Genomic DNA, 17107 nt, shown 5'->3' on the forward strand with positions numbered 1-17107 from the left:
GCATCAGCCGCGGCTTTCTGCCGATCGTGCTCACAAATTTAGCCCGTATTTTTTGCATTTCCATCAGTGTTTCTATAAAAGAAACATATCAGACAATGTGAGTGGCGATCAGGGCTTTTCCGTCAGACGATTCACCAGAGAGTGAAGTTCCTCCAGGCGCGTTTCCACCACGGCTTCGTTTATCTGCCACATTCCGGCAAACGCCAGTGCGGCAGAGTGAGCGCCGAGAGGCTGCGCCATAGAAATTTCACCATCGTCATGGCGCCAGACAACATGCCCCTGCTCGCGCTGCTGAGCAACGTGTGGGCCAAGTTGCCGCCATTGCTCATCGGTAAAGCGTTTTTGCAAATCGTCATCGCTTTCCGCCGCCAGCAGTGACATGCCAATCACGGATTGCCAGGCAGGGAGCATATGGAAACCGGCCAGCGCCTGGCTAACCTGGCTACCGGGTTCGGAGTGATAGATGTAAATAACCTGGTCCTCCCACAGCACGGCCATTGCGACCACGATATCTTTCGGGGCGTAGCGTTCTAACAAGGGGAGTGCATGGGAGAACAGCGCCGATCCGCGAATAGCCTGGGCGGCCAGTGCGTGAATACCAGGGCCTGGTAGATAGCGTCGTTGAGCATCCTGCATGGTCAGGCCGATAGAGGCCATGGTCATCAATAACCGGTTTACGCGGGTGGTGTTGATCCCCATCAGGCGCGCCAGCTCGCGACAGCCAATAGCACGGCCGCTGGACACCAGGTACTGCAGGCAGCGAATACCGTCGATCAGGCTTTGGTTCGGTTGTGAAGACATAGCAGGGTTCGCTTCTCAGGTTGCTCAAAGAGTCGATTTTACCGCCAGTAAAGAAGGATACAAGGTTATGAAAATCTTTCCCCAATCCGCCGCCAGATGTTTTCCGACACAATACCTGCATGCCGACCTGCTGGTCGCAGGCGGCGGACTGGCAGGGCTATGCGCGGCCCTCGCCGCCGCACGTGACGGCTTACAGGTTGTACTGATCCAGGACCGGCCGGTGCTGGGCGGCAATGCCTCCAGTGAGGTTCGCCTGTGGGCCAATGGTGCGACTTCGCATATGGGAAATAATAACCGCTGGGCGCGCGAAGGAGGCATTATGGGCGAAATCATGGAGGAGAACCTCTGGCGTAACAAAGAGGGTAACCCGGTAATGTTCGACCTGGTGCTGCTGGATCTGGCGAAAACTCAGCAAGGTCTCACGCTTTTGCTGAATACAGCCGTCTACGAGGTGGAAAAAGAGCAGCAGCGCATCACGCATGTCAGCGCCTTTAACCCGATTAACGAAACGTTTTATATCGTCAGCGCAGAACAGTTTTGCGATGCCACGGGCGATGGCGTGCTGGGTTTTCTTGCCGGGGCAGAATATCGGGAGGGTGCAGAAGATGCGGAGGAGTTGGATGAAAAGATGGCACCAGGCGATAACTTTGGTCATAAACTGGGTCACTCGATTTATTTCTATACCAAACAAACAGCTGGCCCGGTCAATTTCATCCCGCCGTCTTTTGCGCTGAAAGATATTACCGACATCCCGCGTTACAAACGCCTCACCTCAACCCTTAACGGCTGCGATCTCTGGTGGCTGGAATGGGGCGGACGTCTCGATACCGTGCATGAAAGTGAAGAGATCAAATGGGAGCTATGGAAAATCGTCTGGGGCGTTTGGGATCATATTAAGAATTCGGGTCAGTTTCCTGAGGCCGAGAATATGACCATTGAGTGGGTCGGCGCGATCCCCGGCAAACGGGAAAGCCGCCGCTTTGTGGGCGACCACCTGCTCTGCCAGCAGGACATTATTGAGCAACGGGATCACTATGACGCCGTTGCCTACGGCGGCTGGTCTATTGATTTACACCCGGCGGATGGCGTCTACAGCACCCATGACGGCTGCCGTCAGTTCCACAGTAAAGGTACTTACACTATTCCATTTCGTAGCCTTTACAGCCGCACGCTGGATAATTTGCTGCTAACCGGACGGTTGATTTCCGCCTCTCATGTGGCCTTTGGCAGTGCACGCGTAATGTGCACCTGCGGTCTGCTGGGCGAAGTGGTTGGCCGCGCCGCCGCCCTGTGCAAGACGCATAATCTCACTCCGAGGGAACTGGCCAGGCCAGAGCATGTCACCGCGCTACAGCAGCAGTTGCAGCGTAATGGCTGCTACATTCCGCGCCACTGGCTGAGCGATCCGGCACAGGGTGCGACGGTCAGCGCTAGCAGTGAGTACCAACTCACGGAGCTTGCACCGAATGGTCAATGGCAGCCGCTGGCGGAACGGATGGCACTGTTGCTACCGGTGCAGGCAGGCGCATCATTGCCGAAGATTACGCTGCGCCTGCGCTCCACTACCCCGCTGCAACTGGCGGTATCGCTTTTGGGCAGCAAACGCGCCGGGAATTTCACACCGGACGAGCAGTATGACGAGTGCATACTGCAACTTTCGCCTGGCGAAGGTGAGTATGCACTAACGTTTAACTGGCAAAGCGCCCGTGATCAGTACCTGTTCCTCGCTTTTGACGCCCGGGATAGCGTGGAGATCGCCTTGACCGACACGCATCTGCCTGGAATGATGACGGTGTTTAATAGTCTGAATGCCCGCGTGGCGAAGCATACTCGCCAGGTAGCGGACGGTGATTACGGCGTGGACGAGTTCGACTTCTGGTTACCGCGCCGTCACCCGCAACAGATCATGCCCGCCCTGCGAGTCAGCCAGCCGTTGGCATACTGGGGGGCGCAAAATGTTCTGAATGGCCGCCTGCGCCCTGAGCAGCAAATCAATGCCTGGAGCCCGGCTGCAAATGACAATACGCCTGAAATCATCTGGCGCTGGCCTACGCCGCAGTCCCTGAAACAGCTAACGCTGGTGCAGGACAACGACTTCGACAACGCCATGGAGTCGGTACAAATGGGTCACCCTTATGCTGTAACGCCGCACTGCATTACACACTACCGCTTGTGGGCCGATGATCGGTTGCTGGCTGAGGTTAAAGCGAATCACCACTCCGTGTGTCAGCACTGTCTGGACGAACCGCTCACGGCGACAAGCATCCGGTTAGAGATCCTCGCCACAGCAGGTGCACTCCCGGCGGTTTACTCTCTGAACGTAAGCTAAAGCCGCCCCGCCTGTTCGCGCTGCTGCCGGCTTTGCGCAAATGTCAGCATCCCCGCTTGCTGCCCGGTTTGCATTACGCCGGGCAGTTGGTGAGTCTTGCCTTCACGGATCAAGTTCGCCGATGCAGAGGTATTCACCAACAGTTCAAACAGCGCGACCCGCCCCGCCTGTTTATCGGCTTCCAGTTTTTGCGCCAGCACTGCCAGTAAACTCCCGGCAAGCTGGCTGCGCACCGGGTCTTTTTCCTGCGCCGGGAAAGCATCCACCAGCCGCTCCACGGCCTGTGCCGCACCGCGCGTATGCAGCGTCGCCAGCACCAGATGCCCGGTCTCCGCCGCCGTTAACGCCAGCCGGATCGTCTCACTGTCGCGCAACTCACCAAGCAGGATCACATCCGGATCCTCACGCAATGCCGCGCGCAGCCCGCTGGCAAATGACCGGCAGTGCAGACCAACCTCCCGCTGCTGGATTAAGCACCGCTCGCTGGTATGTACAAACTCAATCGGATCTTCCAGCGTCACGATATGCCCGTCCATGCGTTGATTAAGGTGATTTACCATTGCAGCAAGCGTTGTTGATTTACCGCTACCAGTAGCACCGGTCACCAGAATCAAACCGTGCTCCTGCGCGAGCAACCCGGTAAGCGCCTGGGGCGCATCAAGTTCGTTGAGCTGCGGACAGCGTTGCGGTAATAACCGCAGCGCCAGGGAGACACCGTCATGACGGGCAAACGCCCCGGCGCGCAAACGCAGACCGCTGGCAGTGGTGAGCGCAAAATCCACCTGCCCTTGCTCTCGCCACTGGTTTTGCAGCATTTCACTAAGATGCCTGTTCATGAGTGCAGCGATGTCCGGACAGGGAAAAGGCGCAGGCTCCAGCCGCCCTTGTTGCCGCCAGCGTGGAGAACGCCCACTGCACAGGTGTAGATCCGAGACGTTATGCTTTACACTAAGCTCCACTATTTTTTCTATATCCATATAGCCACCCTGGAATCATGAACGATATCGCGCATAACCTGGCACATGTCCGGGACAAAATCTCCGCTGCGGCGACGAACTGCGGCCGTGCTCCAGAGGAAGTTGTTTTACTTGCCGTGAGCAAAACCAAACCTGCGAGCGCCATCGCAGAGGCTATTGACGCCGGGCAACGTGCCTTTGGCGAAAACTATGTTCAGGAAGGGGTGGATAAAATCCGCCATTTTCAGGAAGCTGGCGTTGAAGGTCTGCAATGGCACTTTATCGGTCCATTACAGTCCAATAAAAGTCGTCTGGTTGCCGAGCATTTTGACTGGTGCCATACCGTCGATCGGCTGCGTATTGCCAGTCGGTTAAGCGAGCAGCGTCCGGCAACGCTTGCACCACTGAACGTGCTGATTCAAATCAACATCAGCGACGAGCAGAGCAAATCCGGCATCGCGCTCAGCGAGTTGGATGCGCTGGCGGCGCAGGTTGTGGAATTACCGGGCATCCGCCTGCGCGGGTTGATGGCAATTCCTGCGCCGGAAACGGAGTATCAGCGACAGTTTGCCGTCGCGCAGCAAATGGCGGTAGCATTTGAGACGCTGAAAACCCGCTATCCAACGGTGGATACGCTGTCGTTGGGCATGACAGACGATATGGCCGCCGCCATTGCGGCTGGCAGCACCATGGTGCGCATCGGAACGGCCATTTTTGGTGCGCGCGATTACACAAAAAATTAAGGAAAACTGAGGAACGCCATGAAGACGTTGACTTTCCTGCTCTCGACGGTCATTGAACTCTATACGATGGTTCTGCTGTTGCGCGTCTGGATGCAGTGGGCACGCTGCGATTTTTACAACCCGTTCTCGCAGTTCGTGGTGAAAGCCACACAGCCGATTGTCGGGCCACTACGCCGCATTCTGCCGTCGCTTGGGCCGATTGACAGCGCGTCGCTGTTGATAGCCTTTGTTCTGAGTTTTATCAAAGCGATCGTGCTGTTTATGGTGGTGACCTTCCAGCCGATTATCTGGATCTCCGCCCTGCTGATTTTACTGAAAACCGTCGGCCAGATGGTTTTCTGGGTATTACTGGTGATGGCGATTATGAGCTGGATCAGCCAGGGACGCAGTCCGGTGGAATACGCATTAATGCAATTGACCGAACCGTTGCTGCGCCCAATCCGTAACCTGCTGCCGGCAATGGGCGGGATTGATTTCTCGCCAATGGTGCTGGTGCTGCTACTGTATGTCATCAATATGGGGGTTGCCGAAGTACTGCAATCCACAGGCAATATCCTGCTGCCGGGGCTGTGGATGGCGCTATGAGTGCCGTGCTCGTTTGCGAAGACGGGCTGATTTTGCGGCTGTACATTCAGCCGAAAGCCAGCCGGGACAGTATCATCGGGTTGCATGGCGACGAACTGAAAGTCGCCATCACCGCCCCGCCAGTGGACGGCCAGGCCAATGCTCACCTGGTTAAGTATCTCGCAAAGCAGTTCCGCGTAGCCAAAAACCAGGTCGTGATTGAAAAAGGCGAACTGGGCCGCCACAAACACATTAAAATCACTCATCCGCAACAGATCCCGACGGAAGTCGCGGCGCTGATAAATTAGGATCCGCTATGCAAAAAGTTGTCCTCGCTACCGGTAATGCCGGTAAAGTGCGCGAGCTTGCCTCGCTGCTCAATGATTTCGGCCTTGATGTGGTAGCGCAAACCACACTGGGCGTAGACTCAGCAGAAGAAAACGGGCTGACGTTTATTGAAAACGCGATCCTGAAAGCCCGCCACGCGGCACAACTTACTGGCTTACCGGCCATTGCCGATGACTCTGGGTTGGCGGTTGACGCACTTGGCGGCGCGCCGGGTATCTATTCCGCACGCTATTCCGGTGTTGACGCCAGCGATCAGCAGAACCTCGAAAAGCTCCTTGAAGCCCTGAAAGATGTCCCGGATGCTCAACGTCAGGCACAATTTCACTGTGTACTGGTCTATATGCGCCATGCAGAGGATCCGACTCCGCTGGTGTGCCACGGTACCTGGTCGGGCGTTATTGCCCGCCAGCCTGCGGGTAACGGCGGCTTTGGCTACGATCCGGTGTTCTTTGTCCCTTCCGAGGGCAAAACCGCTGCGGAACTGACCCGCGAAGAAAAAAGCGCCATTTCCCACCGTGGACAGGCGTTGAAACTGTTACTGGAAGCGTTACGTAATGGCTGATTTGCCACCTCTGAGCCTTTATATTCACATTCCCTGGTGCGTGCAGAAATGCCCGTACTGCGATTTCAATTCCCATGCGCTCAAAGGGGAAGTCCCGCACGATGACTATGTGCAGCATCTGCTGTGCGATCTGGATGCCGATGTTCCCCTGGCGCAGGGGCGTGAAATAAAGACCATTTTTATTGGCGGCGGCACGCCGAGCCTGTTGTCCGGCCCGGCGATGCAAACGTTGCTGGATGGCGTGCGTGCCAGGCTTCCGCTGGCTGCCGATGCGGAAATCACCATGGAGGCCAATCCTGGCACCGTCGAAGCGAATCGCTTTGTCGACTACCAGCGCGCTGGTGTCAACCGTATCTCCATTGGTGTGCAGAGCTTTAGCGAAACCAAACTCCAGCGTCTTGGACGTATCCACGGCCCGGAAGAAGCCAAACGGGCGGCGCACCTGGCCTGTGGGCTGGGCTTGCGCAGCTTTAATCTCGATTTAATGCACGGTTTACCGGATCAGTCGCTGGAAGAGGCGCTGGACGATCTGCGCCAGGCCATTGCGCTTAACCCGCCGCATCTCTCCTGGTATCAGCTTACCATCGAGCCCAATACGCTATTTGGCTCTCGCCCGCCGGTCCTGCCGGATGACGATGCGCTGTGGGATATTTTTGAGCAAGGCCATCAGATCCTCACTGCTGCCGGGTATCAGCAATATGAAACCTCGGCCTATGCCAAACCGGGTTATCAGTGCGAGCACAATCTCAATTACTGGCGTTTTGGCGACTATCTGGGCATTGGCTGCGGCGCGCACGGCAAAGTGACCTTCCCGGACGGGCGCATTATGCGAACCGCGAAGACGCGCCATCCCCGCGGTTATATGCAGGGAAACTATCTGGATAAGCAGCACGACGTGGAAACAGCGGACAAACCGTTCGAGTTCTTTATGAACCGTTTCCGCCTGCTTGAGCCCGCACCGCGCGCTGAGTTCTCTCGTTATACCGGCTTAAGCGAAAGTACGATCCGTGCCCAGTTGGATCGCGCGCTGGCGCTCAATTATCTGACCGAGTGTGATGACTACTGGCAGATAACCGAGCACGGCAAGCTGTTTTTAAACTCGCTACTTGAGCTTTTCCTTGCTGAGTAATCTCTCTGGAAAACGGTTCGCAAAACGCTCATCACGTTCTGTTAGCGCAAGGAGAGCGCTGACAGAATGGCGGGATGGAAAAGATCACACATGCCCGCGCCCTTCGCAAAGCATTAACGCCACAGGAGCGCCAACTGTGGCGACAATTACGTAGCCGTCGTTTTGCCTGTTATAAGTTCCGTCGCCAGCATCCGATTGGCCCATGGATCGTCGATTTCGCGTGCTGCGAGGCTCGTCTGGTTATTGAACTGGATGGTGGGCAACATGAAGAACAACGTGGATACGATAACCGCAGAACACGCTGGCTGGAAGCTGAGGGCTGGAAGGTGCTGCGTTTCTGGAATAATGAGCTGGCGAGGAATGAGGAAGGGGTGATGTTGAGAATTCTGGACGTATTGCAGGTGCTTTTACCCTCACCCCGGCCCTCTCCCTGGAAGGGAGAGGGAGAAAAACAGCGCTGACAGCCCGTCCCCAGGCAGAAAATCCGCACCTGACGGTCCCCTCTTCCCCCCGAGAGAAAAACCTGCACCAGACAGTCCCTCTCCCCTTTCGGGAGAAACCCGCACCAGACAGTCCCCTCTCCCCTTTGGGGAAAAACCCGCACCAGACAGTCTCCTCTATCCTCGGGGGAGAAAATCGGCACCAAATAGTCCCCTCTCCCCTTTGGGGAGAGGGTTAGGGTGAGGGGAAAGATTACTTCAGACCCGCTGTTAACGCTTTGCGGCTCTCTTCCAACGACACCACACGCTGGCACACATCTTTGCCAAATTGCTGGAAATCCGCTTCCTGGTTATTCCACTCATTCTGGATAGCAGTCTGTAAACCACCAAGGCTACCCAACACACCCTGTAACGGATTACCGCCGCCTTTTAGCACCGCTTTGGCACCCATCTCATTAATACTGTCCTGCAAAATACCGCCCATCGCCTGATTCACCAGTTGCTGACCGTTGGCACGCACCTCATCAATCGCTTTATAGTGGAACGTGAGCCCGTCACTACGGTGCTCAATAATGCGATTCATCTGCTCTTTCAGTTGCGCGTCCAGTTTGGTCAGACGACTGCGCATGCTGCTGCTCTCGCCAACTTCTTTAACGATGATTTTATCCAATGCCGTACGGCCTTTCTCCACACGGCTGCGTGCGCCTTCATCAATCCACGGCAGCGCATGACGCAGATCGGCCTGATAATCTTTCGCCTGTTCACGCTGAGCAGCACTGAGCGAAGGCTGCTTACCGTTGAACATGACATTGCCATCCGGCGTAATCACCAGATTGCCGTTCTCCCCTTTTACCTGCACGGATTGCGGGCTGAGGATCACATCGTCACGTGGGGTCACGCTACATTGATAATCCGCCTGAGCGGCAAAAGCGGTAAAAGCGGTAAACACCAGCGTTGCCGCTAGCAGCGTTTTGCGCATCATAAAAAAACTCCTGTAGAGACAAAACGGGCCAGCTAATGCTGGCCCCTTATGCATGCTTAGTCCCACCAAACGTCGAAAAGTTCGCTGATGCGCACCTCATCCAGTTTGCGGTCCTCAAGCCATTTACGCACGATGGCCTGGTGCTCTTCGGTGCACTTGCCCACTTCTTGCAGACAAATCAGCCCGTCCCAGGCCAGGTAACCGCTGCCGTCAAACGCCAGTTTGTTCGGCTCAATCACTTCCTGAATAAAATCATCGACGGTTTTATCGATTTGCTCTTCACTGGTGCCTTCCGGGAAACGCCACGCGACGGAGAAACCCAGTTCCTGGAATTCGTCGATATGCATTTTTTTACGCAAGCGACGGCTGCGGTTTGTTGCCATTATTTCACCCTCTCGAACATTAAGTCCCATACGCCGTGACCAAGACGATGGCCACGCTGTTCAAATTTCGTCACCGGGCGCGACTCGGGGCGCGGCACATAATCACTCGTCGCCGACAGGTTTTTATACCCATCAATAGAAGACATGACCTCGAGCATATGTTGCGCATAGGCTTCCCAATCGGTCGCCATATGAAACACGCCGCCGGGTTTCAGCTTACTTTTCACCAGTTCAGCAAACGGTACCTGAACGATGCGGCGTTTATTATGACGGGCTTTATGCCACGGGTCAGGAAAAAAGAGCTGCACCATATTTAAAGAATTGTCAGGGATCATTTTGTGCAGCACTTCTACCGCGTCATGGCACATCACCCGCAGGTTTTCCACGCCCTCTTCGTGAGCGGAAGAGAGGCACGCGCCAACGCCCGGCGAATGCACTTCAATACCGAGGAAATTCTGCTCCGGGCGGATTTTCGCCATCTCCACCAGCGAAGCGCCCATGCCGAAACCGATCTCCAACGTCACCGGCGCGGTGCGGCCAAACAGCGCGGCAAAATCCAGCGGCTGTTCAGTGAACTCAACGCCCATCACCGGCCAGTAGTTTTCCAGCGCGTGCTGCTGCCCTTTAGTCAGGCGGCCCTGGCGACGGACAAAGCTGCGAATTCGGCGCAGCGGGCGACCGTTTTCATCAAATTCCGGTGAAATGACGTCGTTATTCATAAAGTTTTCTGCTTGTGAGAGTGTTCAGGAAACGGGCATTATCCAAAGTTCATCGCACGATGCAAGCACCGGAAAGTTCCGGTTTACAGTCTGCTGCCGCTGTGCTGCAATCTTGGCCCCTGATAACGCGATTCTGGTGACCATGCAAGCGTCTCAATTTTCAGCCCAGGTTCTGGACTGGTACGACAAATACGGGCGAAAAACTCTGCCCTGGCAAATTGAAAAAACGCCTTACAAAGTATGGCTGTCGGAAGTGATGTTGCAACAAACACAGGTCGCAACCGTTATTCCCTATTTCCAGCGATTTATGGCGCGCTTCCCCACGGTAACCGATCTGGCGAACGCGCCGCTGGATGAAGTACTGCATCTGTGGACCGGTCTCGGTTACTACGCCCGCGCCCGCAATCTGCACAAAGCCGCGCAGCAAGTGGCTAACCGGCACGGCGGTTATTTTCCTGAAACGTTTGACGAGGTTGCCGCCCTGCCAGGCGTTGGTCGCTCAACGGCAGGTGCGATTCTCTCTTTGTCGCTGGGCAAACACTTTCCTATTCTTGACGGTAACGTAAAACGCGTGCTGGCGCGCTGCTATGCCGTGGAGGGCTGGCCGGGCAAAAAGGACGTGGAAAAACGCCTGTGGGATTTGAGCGCCCAGGTGACGCCAGCCCATGGCGTAGAGCGTTTTAACCAGGCGATGATGGATCTCGGCGCAATCGTCTGTACGCGCTCAAAACCGAAGTGCGAGCTCTGCCCGCTGCAAACCGGTTGCGAGGCGTATGCAGCCCATTCATGGGCGCAGTATCCGGGTAAAAAGCCGAAACAGACGCTTCCTGAACGCACCGGTTACTTCCTGTTGATGCAGCACGAAGGTGAGGTCTATCTTGAACAGCGCCCACCAAGCGGTCTGTGGGGCGGTTTGTTCTGTTTTCCGCAGTTCAGTGATGAAGCCGCCCTGCGTGACTGGCTGGCGCAAAGAAGCATTCCTGCGGATAATCTCAGCCAACGGGTAGCATTTCGCCATACGTTTAGCCATTTCCATCTGGATATTGTGCCTATGTGGCTTGATGTGTCCTCGCTCTCGTCTTGCATGGATGAAGGCGCGGGTCTTTGGTATAACTTAGCGCAACCGCCGTCGGTCGGTCTGGCGGCCCCAGTGGAACGCCTGATACAGCAATTACGCGCAGGCGCTTTATAGCGCTGGCGCATGAAAGAGGATGACTTATGAGCAGAACCATTTTTTGTACCTTCCTGCAACGCGAAGCAGAAGGACAAGACTTCCAGCTCTATCCGGGCGATCTGGGTAAACGTATTTATAACGAGATCTCAAAAGAGGCCTGGAAGCAGTGGCAGCAGAAACAAACCATGCTGATCAACGAGAAAAAACTCAACATGATGAATGCGGAGCACCGCAAGTTGCTGGAAGAGGAGATGGTGAATTTCCTTTTCGAAGGCAAAGATGTGCACATTGAAGGCTATACGCCGCCAGAAAAAAAATAAGCGTCTGCACGCTCACCACGGCTGGCAATGTCGCTAAATCATGGGAAGACATTGCCCGCAAGCGAGCGTCACTGGCGCGGTTAAACCAACACAACTGCATCCCGGAATGATGAAAAAATTTTTAGCGCTCGCCCTGATTGCGCCGTTGCTGATTTCGTGTTCCAGCTCTAAAAAAGCAGGCGAAGACTATAACGAAGCCTGGATCAAAGACACCAACGGTTTTGACATTTTGATGGGGCAGTTTGCCCATAATATTGAGAATTTATGGGGGTTTAACGAAGTCCTTATTGCAGGGCCGAAGGACTACGTTAAATACACCGACCAGTACCAGACGCGAAGCCATATTAACTTCGACGCCGGGACAATCACTGTTGAAACCATTGCCGGTACCGAACCGGCCGCACATCTGCGCCAGGCGATCATCAAAACCCTGCTGATGGGCGACGACCCCGGCTCTATCGACCTCTACTCCGACGTTGACGATATCCCCATCTCCAAAGAACCGTTCTTGTATGGCCAGGTGCTGGATAACAACGGCGAAGCCATTCGCTGGCAGTGGCGCGCTGTGCGCTTTGCCGATTATTTGCTGCAAACTCGCATGAAAAGCCGCAGCAACGGTTTACGCGTGATCTACAGCGTCACCATCAATCTGGTGCCAAACCACCTCGATAAGCGTGCGCACAAATACGTGGGTATGGTACGCCAGGCGGCACGCAAATATGGCGTGGAAGAGTCACTGATTCTGGCGATTATGCAAACCGAATCCTCATTTAACCCGTATGCGGTCAGCCGTTCCGATGCGCTGGGATTGATGCAGGTCGTGCAGCACAGCGCCGGGAAAGATGTGTTCCGTGCGCAGGGGAAATCCGGTACACCGGACAGAAACTATCTGTTTGATCCGCAAAGCAACATTGATACCGGTACTGCCTACCTGGCGATGCTGAACAATATTTATCTTTCCGGCATCACTAACCCAACATCACGCCGTTATGCGGTGATCACCGCCTATAACGGCGGCGCAGGTAGCGTGTTGCGCGTCTTCTCCAGTGATAAGGTGCAGGCGGCAAATATCATTAACAGCATGACGCCGGGGGATGTTTACGAAACCCTGACCAGCCGCCATCCATCCGCGGAATCCCGCCGTTACCTCTATAAAGTGAATACGGCGCAGAAGACATACCGCCGCAATTAACGCCCTTCACCTTATGCCTCTTTCACGCATCACGCGGAAAGAGGCATAAGCGTTACCTTTGAGAGATGCAAACGGTTGCGTAAAATTGTGACATACGTCACCATATGGAATTGCAATCAGAGGAAGTTTGCATTTTTATGTCGGGCGTAACAAATTCACCACGCCGTCGATGATAGAATCCTGACACATAACAAAAGCAATTGTGCCCATTCCAACACCTAACCGTCTCCTTTGTGAGGAAATTAGCATGAATCTTAAGCTGCAGCTGAAAGTCATTATCTTTCTGCAGTTCTGCCTGTGGGGTAGCTGGCTGACTACACTTGGCTCTTATATGTTCGTCACCCTGAAATTTGAGGGTGCGGAAATCGGCGCCGTTTACAGCTCGCTGGGTATTGCCTCTCTGCTGATGCCAACGCTGCTCGGTATCATTGCGGATAAATGGCTGAGTGCAAAATGGGTTTACGCCCTTTGCCACCTGGTCGGGGCGATCACGCTGTTTATCGCCGCAGGCGTGACGACGCCGGGGGCTATGTTTGCCATTATTCTGCTCAACTCGCTGGCCTATATGCCAACGCTGGGCCTGGTAAACACCATCTCCTACTTCCGTTTGCAATCCGCCGGTCACGACATCGTGACAGAGTTCCCGCCAATTCGTATCTGGGGCACCATTGGCTTTATCCTGGCAATGTGGGCGGTGAGCTTCTCAGGTTTCGAACTGAGCCATATGCAGCTCTATATCGGCGCTGCGCTGTCGCTGCTGCTGAGCCTGATCTCTCTGACGTTACCGCACATTCCGGTGGCAAAAAGCAAAGAGAAACAGACCTGGGTGGAAATGCTCGGCCTGAACGCGTTTGCGCTGTTTAAAAACAAGCGCATGGCGATTTTCTTTATCTTCTCGATGCTGCTGGGCGCCGAGTTGCAGATCACCAACATGTTCGGCAACACCTTCCTGCACAGTTTCGATGCTAACCCGCTGTTTGCCAACAGCTTTATCGTGACCCACGCCTCGGTCATGATGTCGATTTCGCAGATTTCCGAAACCGCCTTCATCCTGGCTATTCCGTTCTTTATGAGCCGCTACGGCATTAAGAACGTCATGATGATCAGTATCTTCGCCTGGGTGCTGCGTTTTGGCCTGTTCGCCTTCGGCGACCCGACGCCGTTCGGTACCGTACTGCTGGTGCTGTCGATGATCGTGTACGGCTGTGCATTCGACTTCTTCAACATCTCTGGCTCCGTATTTGTGGAGAAAGAAGTCAGCCCGGCCATCCGCGCCAGTGCACAGGGTATGCTGCTGATGATGACCAACGGTTTCGGTTGCATCCTCGGCGGTATGGTGAGCGGTAAAGTGGTGGAGATTTACACCACTGCAGGCGTGACCGACTGGAAAACCGTATGGTTGATTTTCGCCGGTTATTCGCTGGTACTGGCGTTCGCGTTCATCACGATGTTTAAGTACAAACACGTGCGCGAACCGGCAGGCGTCGCGCAAAAAGCGTAAGACAAAAAACCCGGCCTGAGCGCCGGGTTTTTTATTGGCCTGTTGCCGGATGATGGCCTCGCCCTATTCCTCCGGCAAAAACAGCTTAAGGGAGCGATGCCAGCACATACGCGACGGCCAGTAAGTCCGCACTACCGCCGGGGCTTAAGCGCCTCGCCATCAACGCATTATCCATTTCCCGCAGGGAATCGCTATTCCACGAGGTCGCCAGCAATGCGGCCGCATAATCCTGTACATAACGCAGCCCTGCCATACCCCCACGCGATACCAGATTGCTATCGGCGTTGGCGGCCATCAGGCGCAGCAGCGCGTTGTGCAAGCGGCGCTCCCCTTGTTCCTGATGCCAGAACGGCAATACCGCGCGTCGAACGGTGATAAAGCCCTGTTCAACTTCTCCGCGAGCCCCGGTCAGGCCATAGGCATGAAATTGCTTCTCACCAGCGGTGGCTGCTTGCGGTCGCGCCATCAGCTCACGCGCCACCAGGCCACGACAAATTTCACTGACCTGACGGCACAATGCATCAGCGCTAACCACTCGGTTTTGCCCCTGCAAGCGCCCGGCAGCGAAACATAACAACCCTAGCGAAAAGATGCCGCCTTTATGGGTATTCACCCCGTTTGTGGCGCTGAGCATGGCCTGTTCACAGGCGATGCCCTGAGGTCGTAACAGGCGTAACTGCTCGCTGGCGGGTTTATGGGCATGTGCTTGCCCGGCCTGCATAAAGGCGGAAAACCAGGGCGTGATAGCCTCAATGCTCTTCACAAACAGAGCGTGGTCCATATCCTGGTGCGAGCCGGTATTCGCTCTGTCCACCAGCCCCGGTTTCGGGGTTAAATCCAGTTCAATACGCAACGCCCGCGCGGCAAGCGTGGGCACATCGTCTTGTTGGGGGTTAGTCGCGAGCAAACCAGCCATCAATCAATCTCTCTACACGCCCGACCACATCCTCAACCGGATGGCGACGAGAGCGTGCGCAGCCGTGTGCAGGCTCGTCGCATACCAGGCAGCGGCGCGTGTTCAGATCCAGCGAATGTCGGCCAACTTGTCCGTTGTCCGGGCAAAAAACATCAAAATCCCACAATCTACCCAGCGGATGCGTTTGCTCCATCTCCACGCAGCAAGCTTTGATTTCCACCGCCGGATGCGCCACGCACCACAAGGCTTCTGCGCCGGTTGGCAACCACAGCACCTGTCTGTCCAGCACGTTCCAGCGATGCTGCCACAGCAACTGGTCGCAGGCTTGCAACGCCACCCCCATGGTATTGCGATAGCGGATACTGTCTTTAACCGCGCCGGGCGTCACCAGCGTCAGCGAAATAACCGGTTGTTGATAGTGAGCGAGCCAGTCAGCCTGACGCGCCGCGCGGCTATCTTTCGCCGCCAGCAGCGCTTCAAGGCTGACGCCCGCTCTCACGGGCGTCAGTGTGGTCATTGATTTTCCTCTTTAACCTGACGGACAACGTCAATCACGCTGCCGTCGCGGTAGCGGATCACCCCGACGATACGGTCGGTAAAGGCGATCGGTTTCGGTTCACCGGTAAGGGAGATGGCACGTTGATAAAGCGCGTCGATATCCACGATTTTCAGTCCAGCCGCCAGCAGGCGTTCGCGAATTTCCGGGCGCGCCGGGTTAACGGCAATTCCGTGGTCGGTCACCAGCACATCGATGCTTTCCCCTGGTGTCAGCAGTGTGGTTACCCGTTTTACCACGGTCGGGATACGACTACGCAGCAGAGGCGCAACCACAATGGTCAGGTTTGCCGCTGCAGCCACATCACAGTGACCACCGGACGCGCCACGCATCACACCATCGGAACCAGTAATTACGTTAACGTTAAAATCGACGTCAATTTCCAGCGCGCTGAGGATCACCACATCCAGTTGATCGCAGCTTGCCGCTTTACCACCGGGGTTGGCGTAGACGTTGGTGGAGATTTCCACATGGTTCGGGTTACGACGCAGAGATGCCGCCGCTTCGCTGTCAAAGCACTGGGTATCCAGCAGTTTTTCGATTAACCCTTTTTCATGCAGATCCACCAGGCTACCGGTGATACCGCCAAGCGCAAAACGGGCTTTCACACCGTGGCGCTCCATTTTCTCTTCCATAAAGCGGGTCGCTGCGGTGGACGCCGCACCGGACCCCGTCTGCATGGAGAAGCCGTCTTTGAAATAGCCGGAGTGTTCAATCACATCGGCGGCATAACGGGCGATCATCAGTTCACGCGGGTTACTGGTCACACGGGCTGCACCCACGCTAATTTTGGCCGGATCGCCAACGCTCTCCACCTGAACGATCAGATCCACCTGATTCTGACTGAGGCTTGCCGGCATATTCGGGAACGGCACCAGCTCTTCGGTCAGCAACACCACTTTTTTGGCGAACTGCGCATCCACCATCGCGTAACCCAACGAGCCGCAGGACGATTTGCCCTGCGTACCGTTGGCATTACCAAATTCGTCGCTGCACGGTACGCCAAGGAAAGCGACATCGATGTTCAGCTCACCGTCCTGCAACAATTTCACGCGACCACCGTGGGAGTGAATTTGTACCGGTTCGTCCATCAGCCCGTGGGAGATAGCATCTGCCAGCTTGCCGCGCATACCGGAGGTATAAATCCGGGTGATCACGCCATTCTGAATATGCTCGATCAGCGCATCGTTACAGGTCATCAGTGAACTGGAGGCCAGCGTCAGGTTTTTAAAACCCAGACGCGCCAACGTCGCCACCACGTTATTGATCACGCGGTCGCCTTCGCGAAACGCATGATGGAAAGAGATCGTCATACCGTCTTTCAGGCCGCTGCGGGCAATGGCATCTTCCAGCGTGGCGCAGAGTTTACGCGTATGTTTGCTGTTAACGTCCGCCAGCCACGGCGTGGCGGCATGGGCGCTCTCAAAGGGTTTTAAATCACGCAGATGGGGGAAATTAACGTGAAGAAGCTCTGTTTGATTCATTGTTCTGT

The 17107-nt window shown here is 55.4% G+C and carries 19 protein-coding genes; 11 read left to right on the forward strand and 8 right to left on the reverse strand.

Features of this window, described 5'->3' with window-relative positions:
* Positions 1 to 108 precede the first annotated feature (108 nt).
* Positions 109 to 801, reverse strand: a complete 693-nt coding sequence (locus ABGA49_RS14170) for a hypothetical protein (protein ID WP_061493213.1) — start codon at positions 799 to 801, stop codon at positions 109 to 111.
* Positions 802 to 868: 67 nt separating this feature from the next.
* Between ABGA49_RS14170 and ABGA49_RS14175 the strand changes: the two genes are divergently transcribed.
* Complete coding sequence (locus ABGA49_RS14175; protein WP_347665699.1) at positions 869 to 3130, forward strand: FAD-dependent oxidoreductase; 2262 nt, start codon at positions 869 to 871, stop codon at positions 3128 to 3130.
* Here the strand turns inward: ABGA49_RS14175 and ABGA49_RS14180 are convergent.
* Positions 3127 to 4107 carry a type IV pilus twitching motility protein PilT gene (locus ABGA49_RS14180; RefSeq protein WP_061493211.1) on the reverse strand — a complete coding sequence of 327 codons (981 nt, stop codon included), beginning with the start codon at positions 4105 to 4107 and terminating at the stop codon, positions 3127 to 3129. The genes ABGA49_RS14175 and ABGA49_RS14180 overlap by 4 nt on opposite strands.
* Before the next feature lie 17 nt (positions 4108 to 4124).
* Here ABGA49_RS14180 and ABGA49_RS14185 point away from each other — a divergent pair, with 17 nt between their 5' ends.
* The 6 genes from ABGA49_RS14185 (at position 4125) to ABGA49_RS14210 (ending at position 7893) form a co-directional block, all read left to right on the forward strand.
* On the forward strand, positions 4125 to 4829 hold the full coding sequence (locus tag ABGA49_RS14185) for a YggS family pyridoxal phosphate-dependent enzyme (RefSeq protein WP_061493210.1): 705 nt from the start codon (positions 4125 to 4127) through the stop codon (positions 4827 to 4829).
* An 18-nt stretch (positions 4830 to 4847) separates the two neighbouring features.
* Complete coding sequence (locus tag ABGA49_RS14190) at positions 4848 to 5414, forward strand: YggT family protein (RefSeq protein ID WP_088238387.1); 567 nt, start codon at positions 4848 to 4850, stop codon at positions 5412 to 5414.
* The gene (gene yggU, locus ABGA49_RS14195) at positions 5411 to 5701 is read left to right on the forward strand and encodes a DUF167 family protein YggU (protein ID WP_061493208.1); all 291 of its coding nucleotides are present in this window, start codon (positions 5411 to 5413) and stop codon (positions 5699 to 5701) included. Before ABGA49_RS14190 ends, yggU begins: the two co-directional genes overlap by 4 nt.
* Before the next feature lie 8 nt (positions 5702 to 5709).
* Positions 5710 to 6303 (forward strand): XTP/dITP diphosphatase, encoded by a 594-nt coding sequence (locus ABGA49_RS14200; RefSeq protein ID WP_347665700.1) that lies wholly within the window; start codon positions 5710 to 5712, stop codon positions 6301 to 6303.
* Complete coding sequence (gene hemW / locus ABGA49_RS14205) at positions 6296 to 7432, forward strand: radical SAM family heme chaperone HemW (RefSeq protein ID WP_088238389.1); 1137 nt, start codon at positions 6296 to 6298, stop codon at positions 7430 to 7432. The genes ABGA49_RS14200 and hemW overlap by 8 nt, the downstream gene beginning before the upstream one ends.
* Before the next feature lie 74 nt (positions 7433 to 7506).
* On the forward strand, positions 7507 to 7893 hold the full coding sequence (locus ABGA49_RS14210; RefSeq protein WP_347665701.1) for an endonuclease domain-containing protein: 387 nt from the start codon (positions 7507 to 7509) through the stop codon (positions 7891 to 7893).
* Positions 7894 to 8125: 232 nt separating this feature from the next.
* Here the strand turns inward: ABGA49_RS14210 and ABGA49_RS14215 are convergent, their stop codons facing one another.
* From ABGA49_RS14215 to trmB, 3 genes are read right to left on the reverse strand one after another with little or no spacing between them, the layout of a single operon-like run.
* Positions 8126 to 8854 (reverse strand): DUF2884 domain-containing protein, encoded by a 729-nt coding sequence (locus tag ABGA49_RS14215; protein ID WP_347665702.1) that lies wholly within the window; start codon positions 8852 to 8854, stop codon positions 8126 to 8128.
* A 56-nt stretch (positions 8855 to 8910) separates the two neighbouring features.
* A complete protein-coding gene (locus ABGA49_RS14220; RefSeq protein WP_061493203.1) occupies positions 8911 to 9237 on the reverse strand; it encodes a YggL family protein in 327 nt (108 codons plus the stop codon).
* Entirely contained in the window at positions 9237 to 9956 is a 720-nt protein-coding gene (gene trmB, locus ABGA49_RS14225; RefSeq protein WP_061493202.1) for a tRNA (guanosine(46)-N7)-methyltransferase TrmB, read from the reverse strand. The genes ABGA49_RS14220 and trmB overlap by 1 nt, the downstream gene beginning before the upstream one ends.
* A 136-nt stretch (positions 9957 to 10092) precedes the next feature.
* Here trmB and mutY point away from each other — a divergent pair, with 136 nt between their 5' ends.
* The 4 genes from mutY to ABGA49_RS14245 all read left to right on the forward strand — a co-directional run bounded on the left by mutY (position 10093) and on the right by ABGA49_RS14245 (position 14143).
* On the forward strand, positions 10093 to 11148 hold the full coding sequence (gene mutY, locus ABGA49_RS14230; protein ID WP_271044659.1) for an A/G-specific adenine glycosylase: 1056 nt from the start codon (positions 10093 to 10095) through the stop codon (positions 11146 to 11148).
* Positions 11149 to 11174: 26 nt separating this feature from the next.
* The gene (locus ABGA49_RS14235) at positions 11175 to 11450 is read left to right on the forward strand and encodes an oxidative damage protection protein (RefSeq protein WP_061493200.1); all 276 of its coding nucleotides are present in this window, start codon (positions 11175 to 11177) and stop codon (positions 11448 to 11450) included.
* 109 nt (positions 11451 to 11559) lie between these two features.
* Positions 11560 to 12642 (forward strand): membrane-bound lytic murein transglycosylase MltC, encoded by a 1083-nt coding sequence (gene mltC / locus ABGA49_RS14240; protein WP_061493199.1) that lies wholly within the window; start codon positions 11560 to 11562, stop codon positions 12640 to 12642.
* A 247-nt stretch (positions 12643 to 12889) separates the two neighbouring features.
* Positions 12890 to 14143, forward strand: a complete 1254-nt coding sequence (locus ABGA49_RS14245; protein WP_061493198.1) for a nucleoside permease — start codon at positions 12890 to 12892, stop codon at positions 14141 to 14143.
* A gap of 85 nt (positions 14144 to 14228) precedes the next feature.
* Here the strand turns inward: ABGA49_RS14245 and citG are convergent, their stop codons facing one another.
* Genes citG through citF form a run of 3 tightly spaced genes read right to left on the reverse strand, consistent with a single transcriptional unit; the run spans position 14229 to position 17099 of the window.
* Complete coding sequence (gene citG, locus ABGA49_RS14250) at positions 14229 to 15059, reverse strand: triphosphoribosyl-dephospho-CoA synthase CitG (protein ID WP_347665703.1); 831 nt, start codon at positions 15057 to 15059, stop codon at positions 14229 to 14231.
* The gene (gene citX / locus ABGA49_RS14255; protein ID WP_061493196.1) at positions 15037 to 15576 is read right to left on the reverse strand and encodes a citrate lyase holo-[acyl-carrier protein] synthase; all 540 of its coding nucleotides are present in this window, start codon (positions 15574 to 15576) and stop codon (positions 15037 to 15039) included. The genes citG and citX overlap by 23 nt, the downstream gene beginning before the upstream one ends.
* A complete protein-coding gene (gene citF / locus ABGA49_RS14260) occupies positions 15573 to 17099 on the reverse strand; it encodes a citrate lyase subunit alpha (protein WP_088238391.1) in 1527 nt (508 codons plus the stop codon). Before citF ends, citX begins: the two co-directional genes overlap by 4 nt.
* Positions 17100 to 17107: the final 8 nt, after the last annotated feature.

Origin of the sequence: Kosakonia sp. WA-90, assembly GCF_039871955.1 — a bacterium.
Taxonomy (GTDB): domain Bacteria; phylum Pseudomonadota; class Gammaproteobacteria; order Enterobacterales; family Enterobacteriaceae; genus Kosakonia; species Kosakonia oryzendophytica.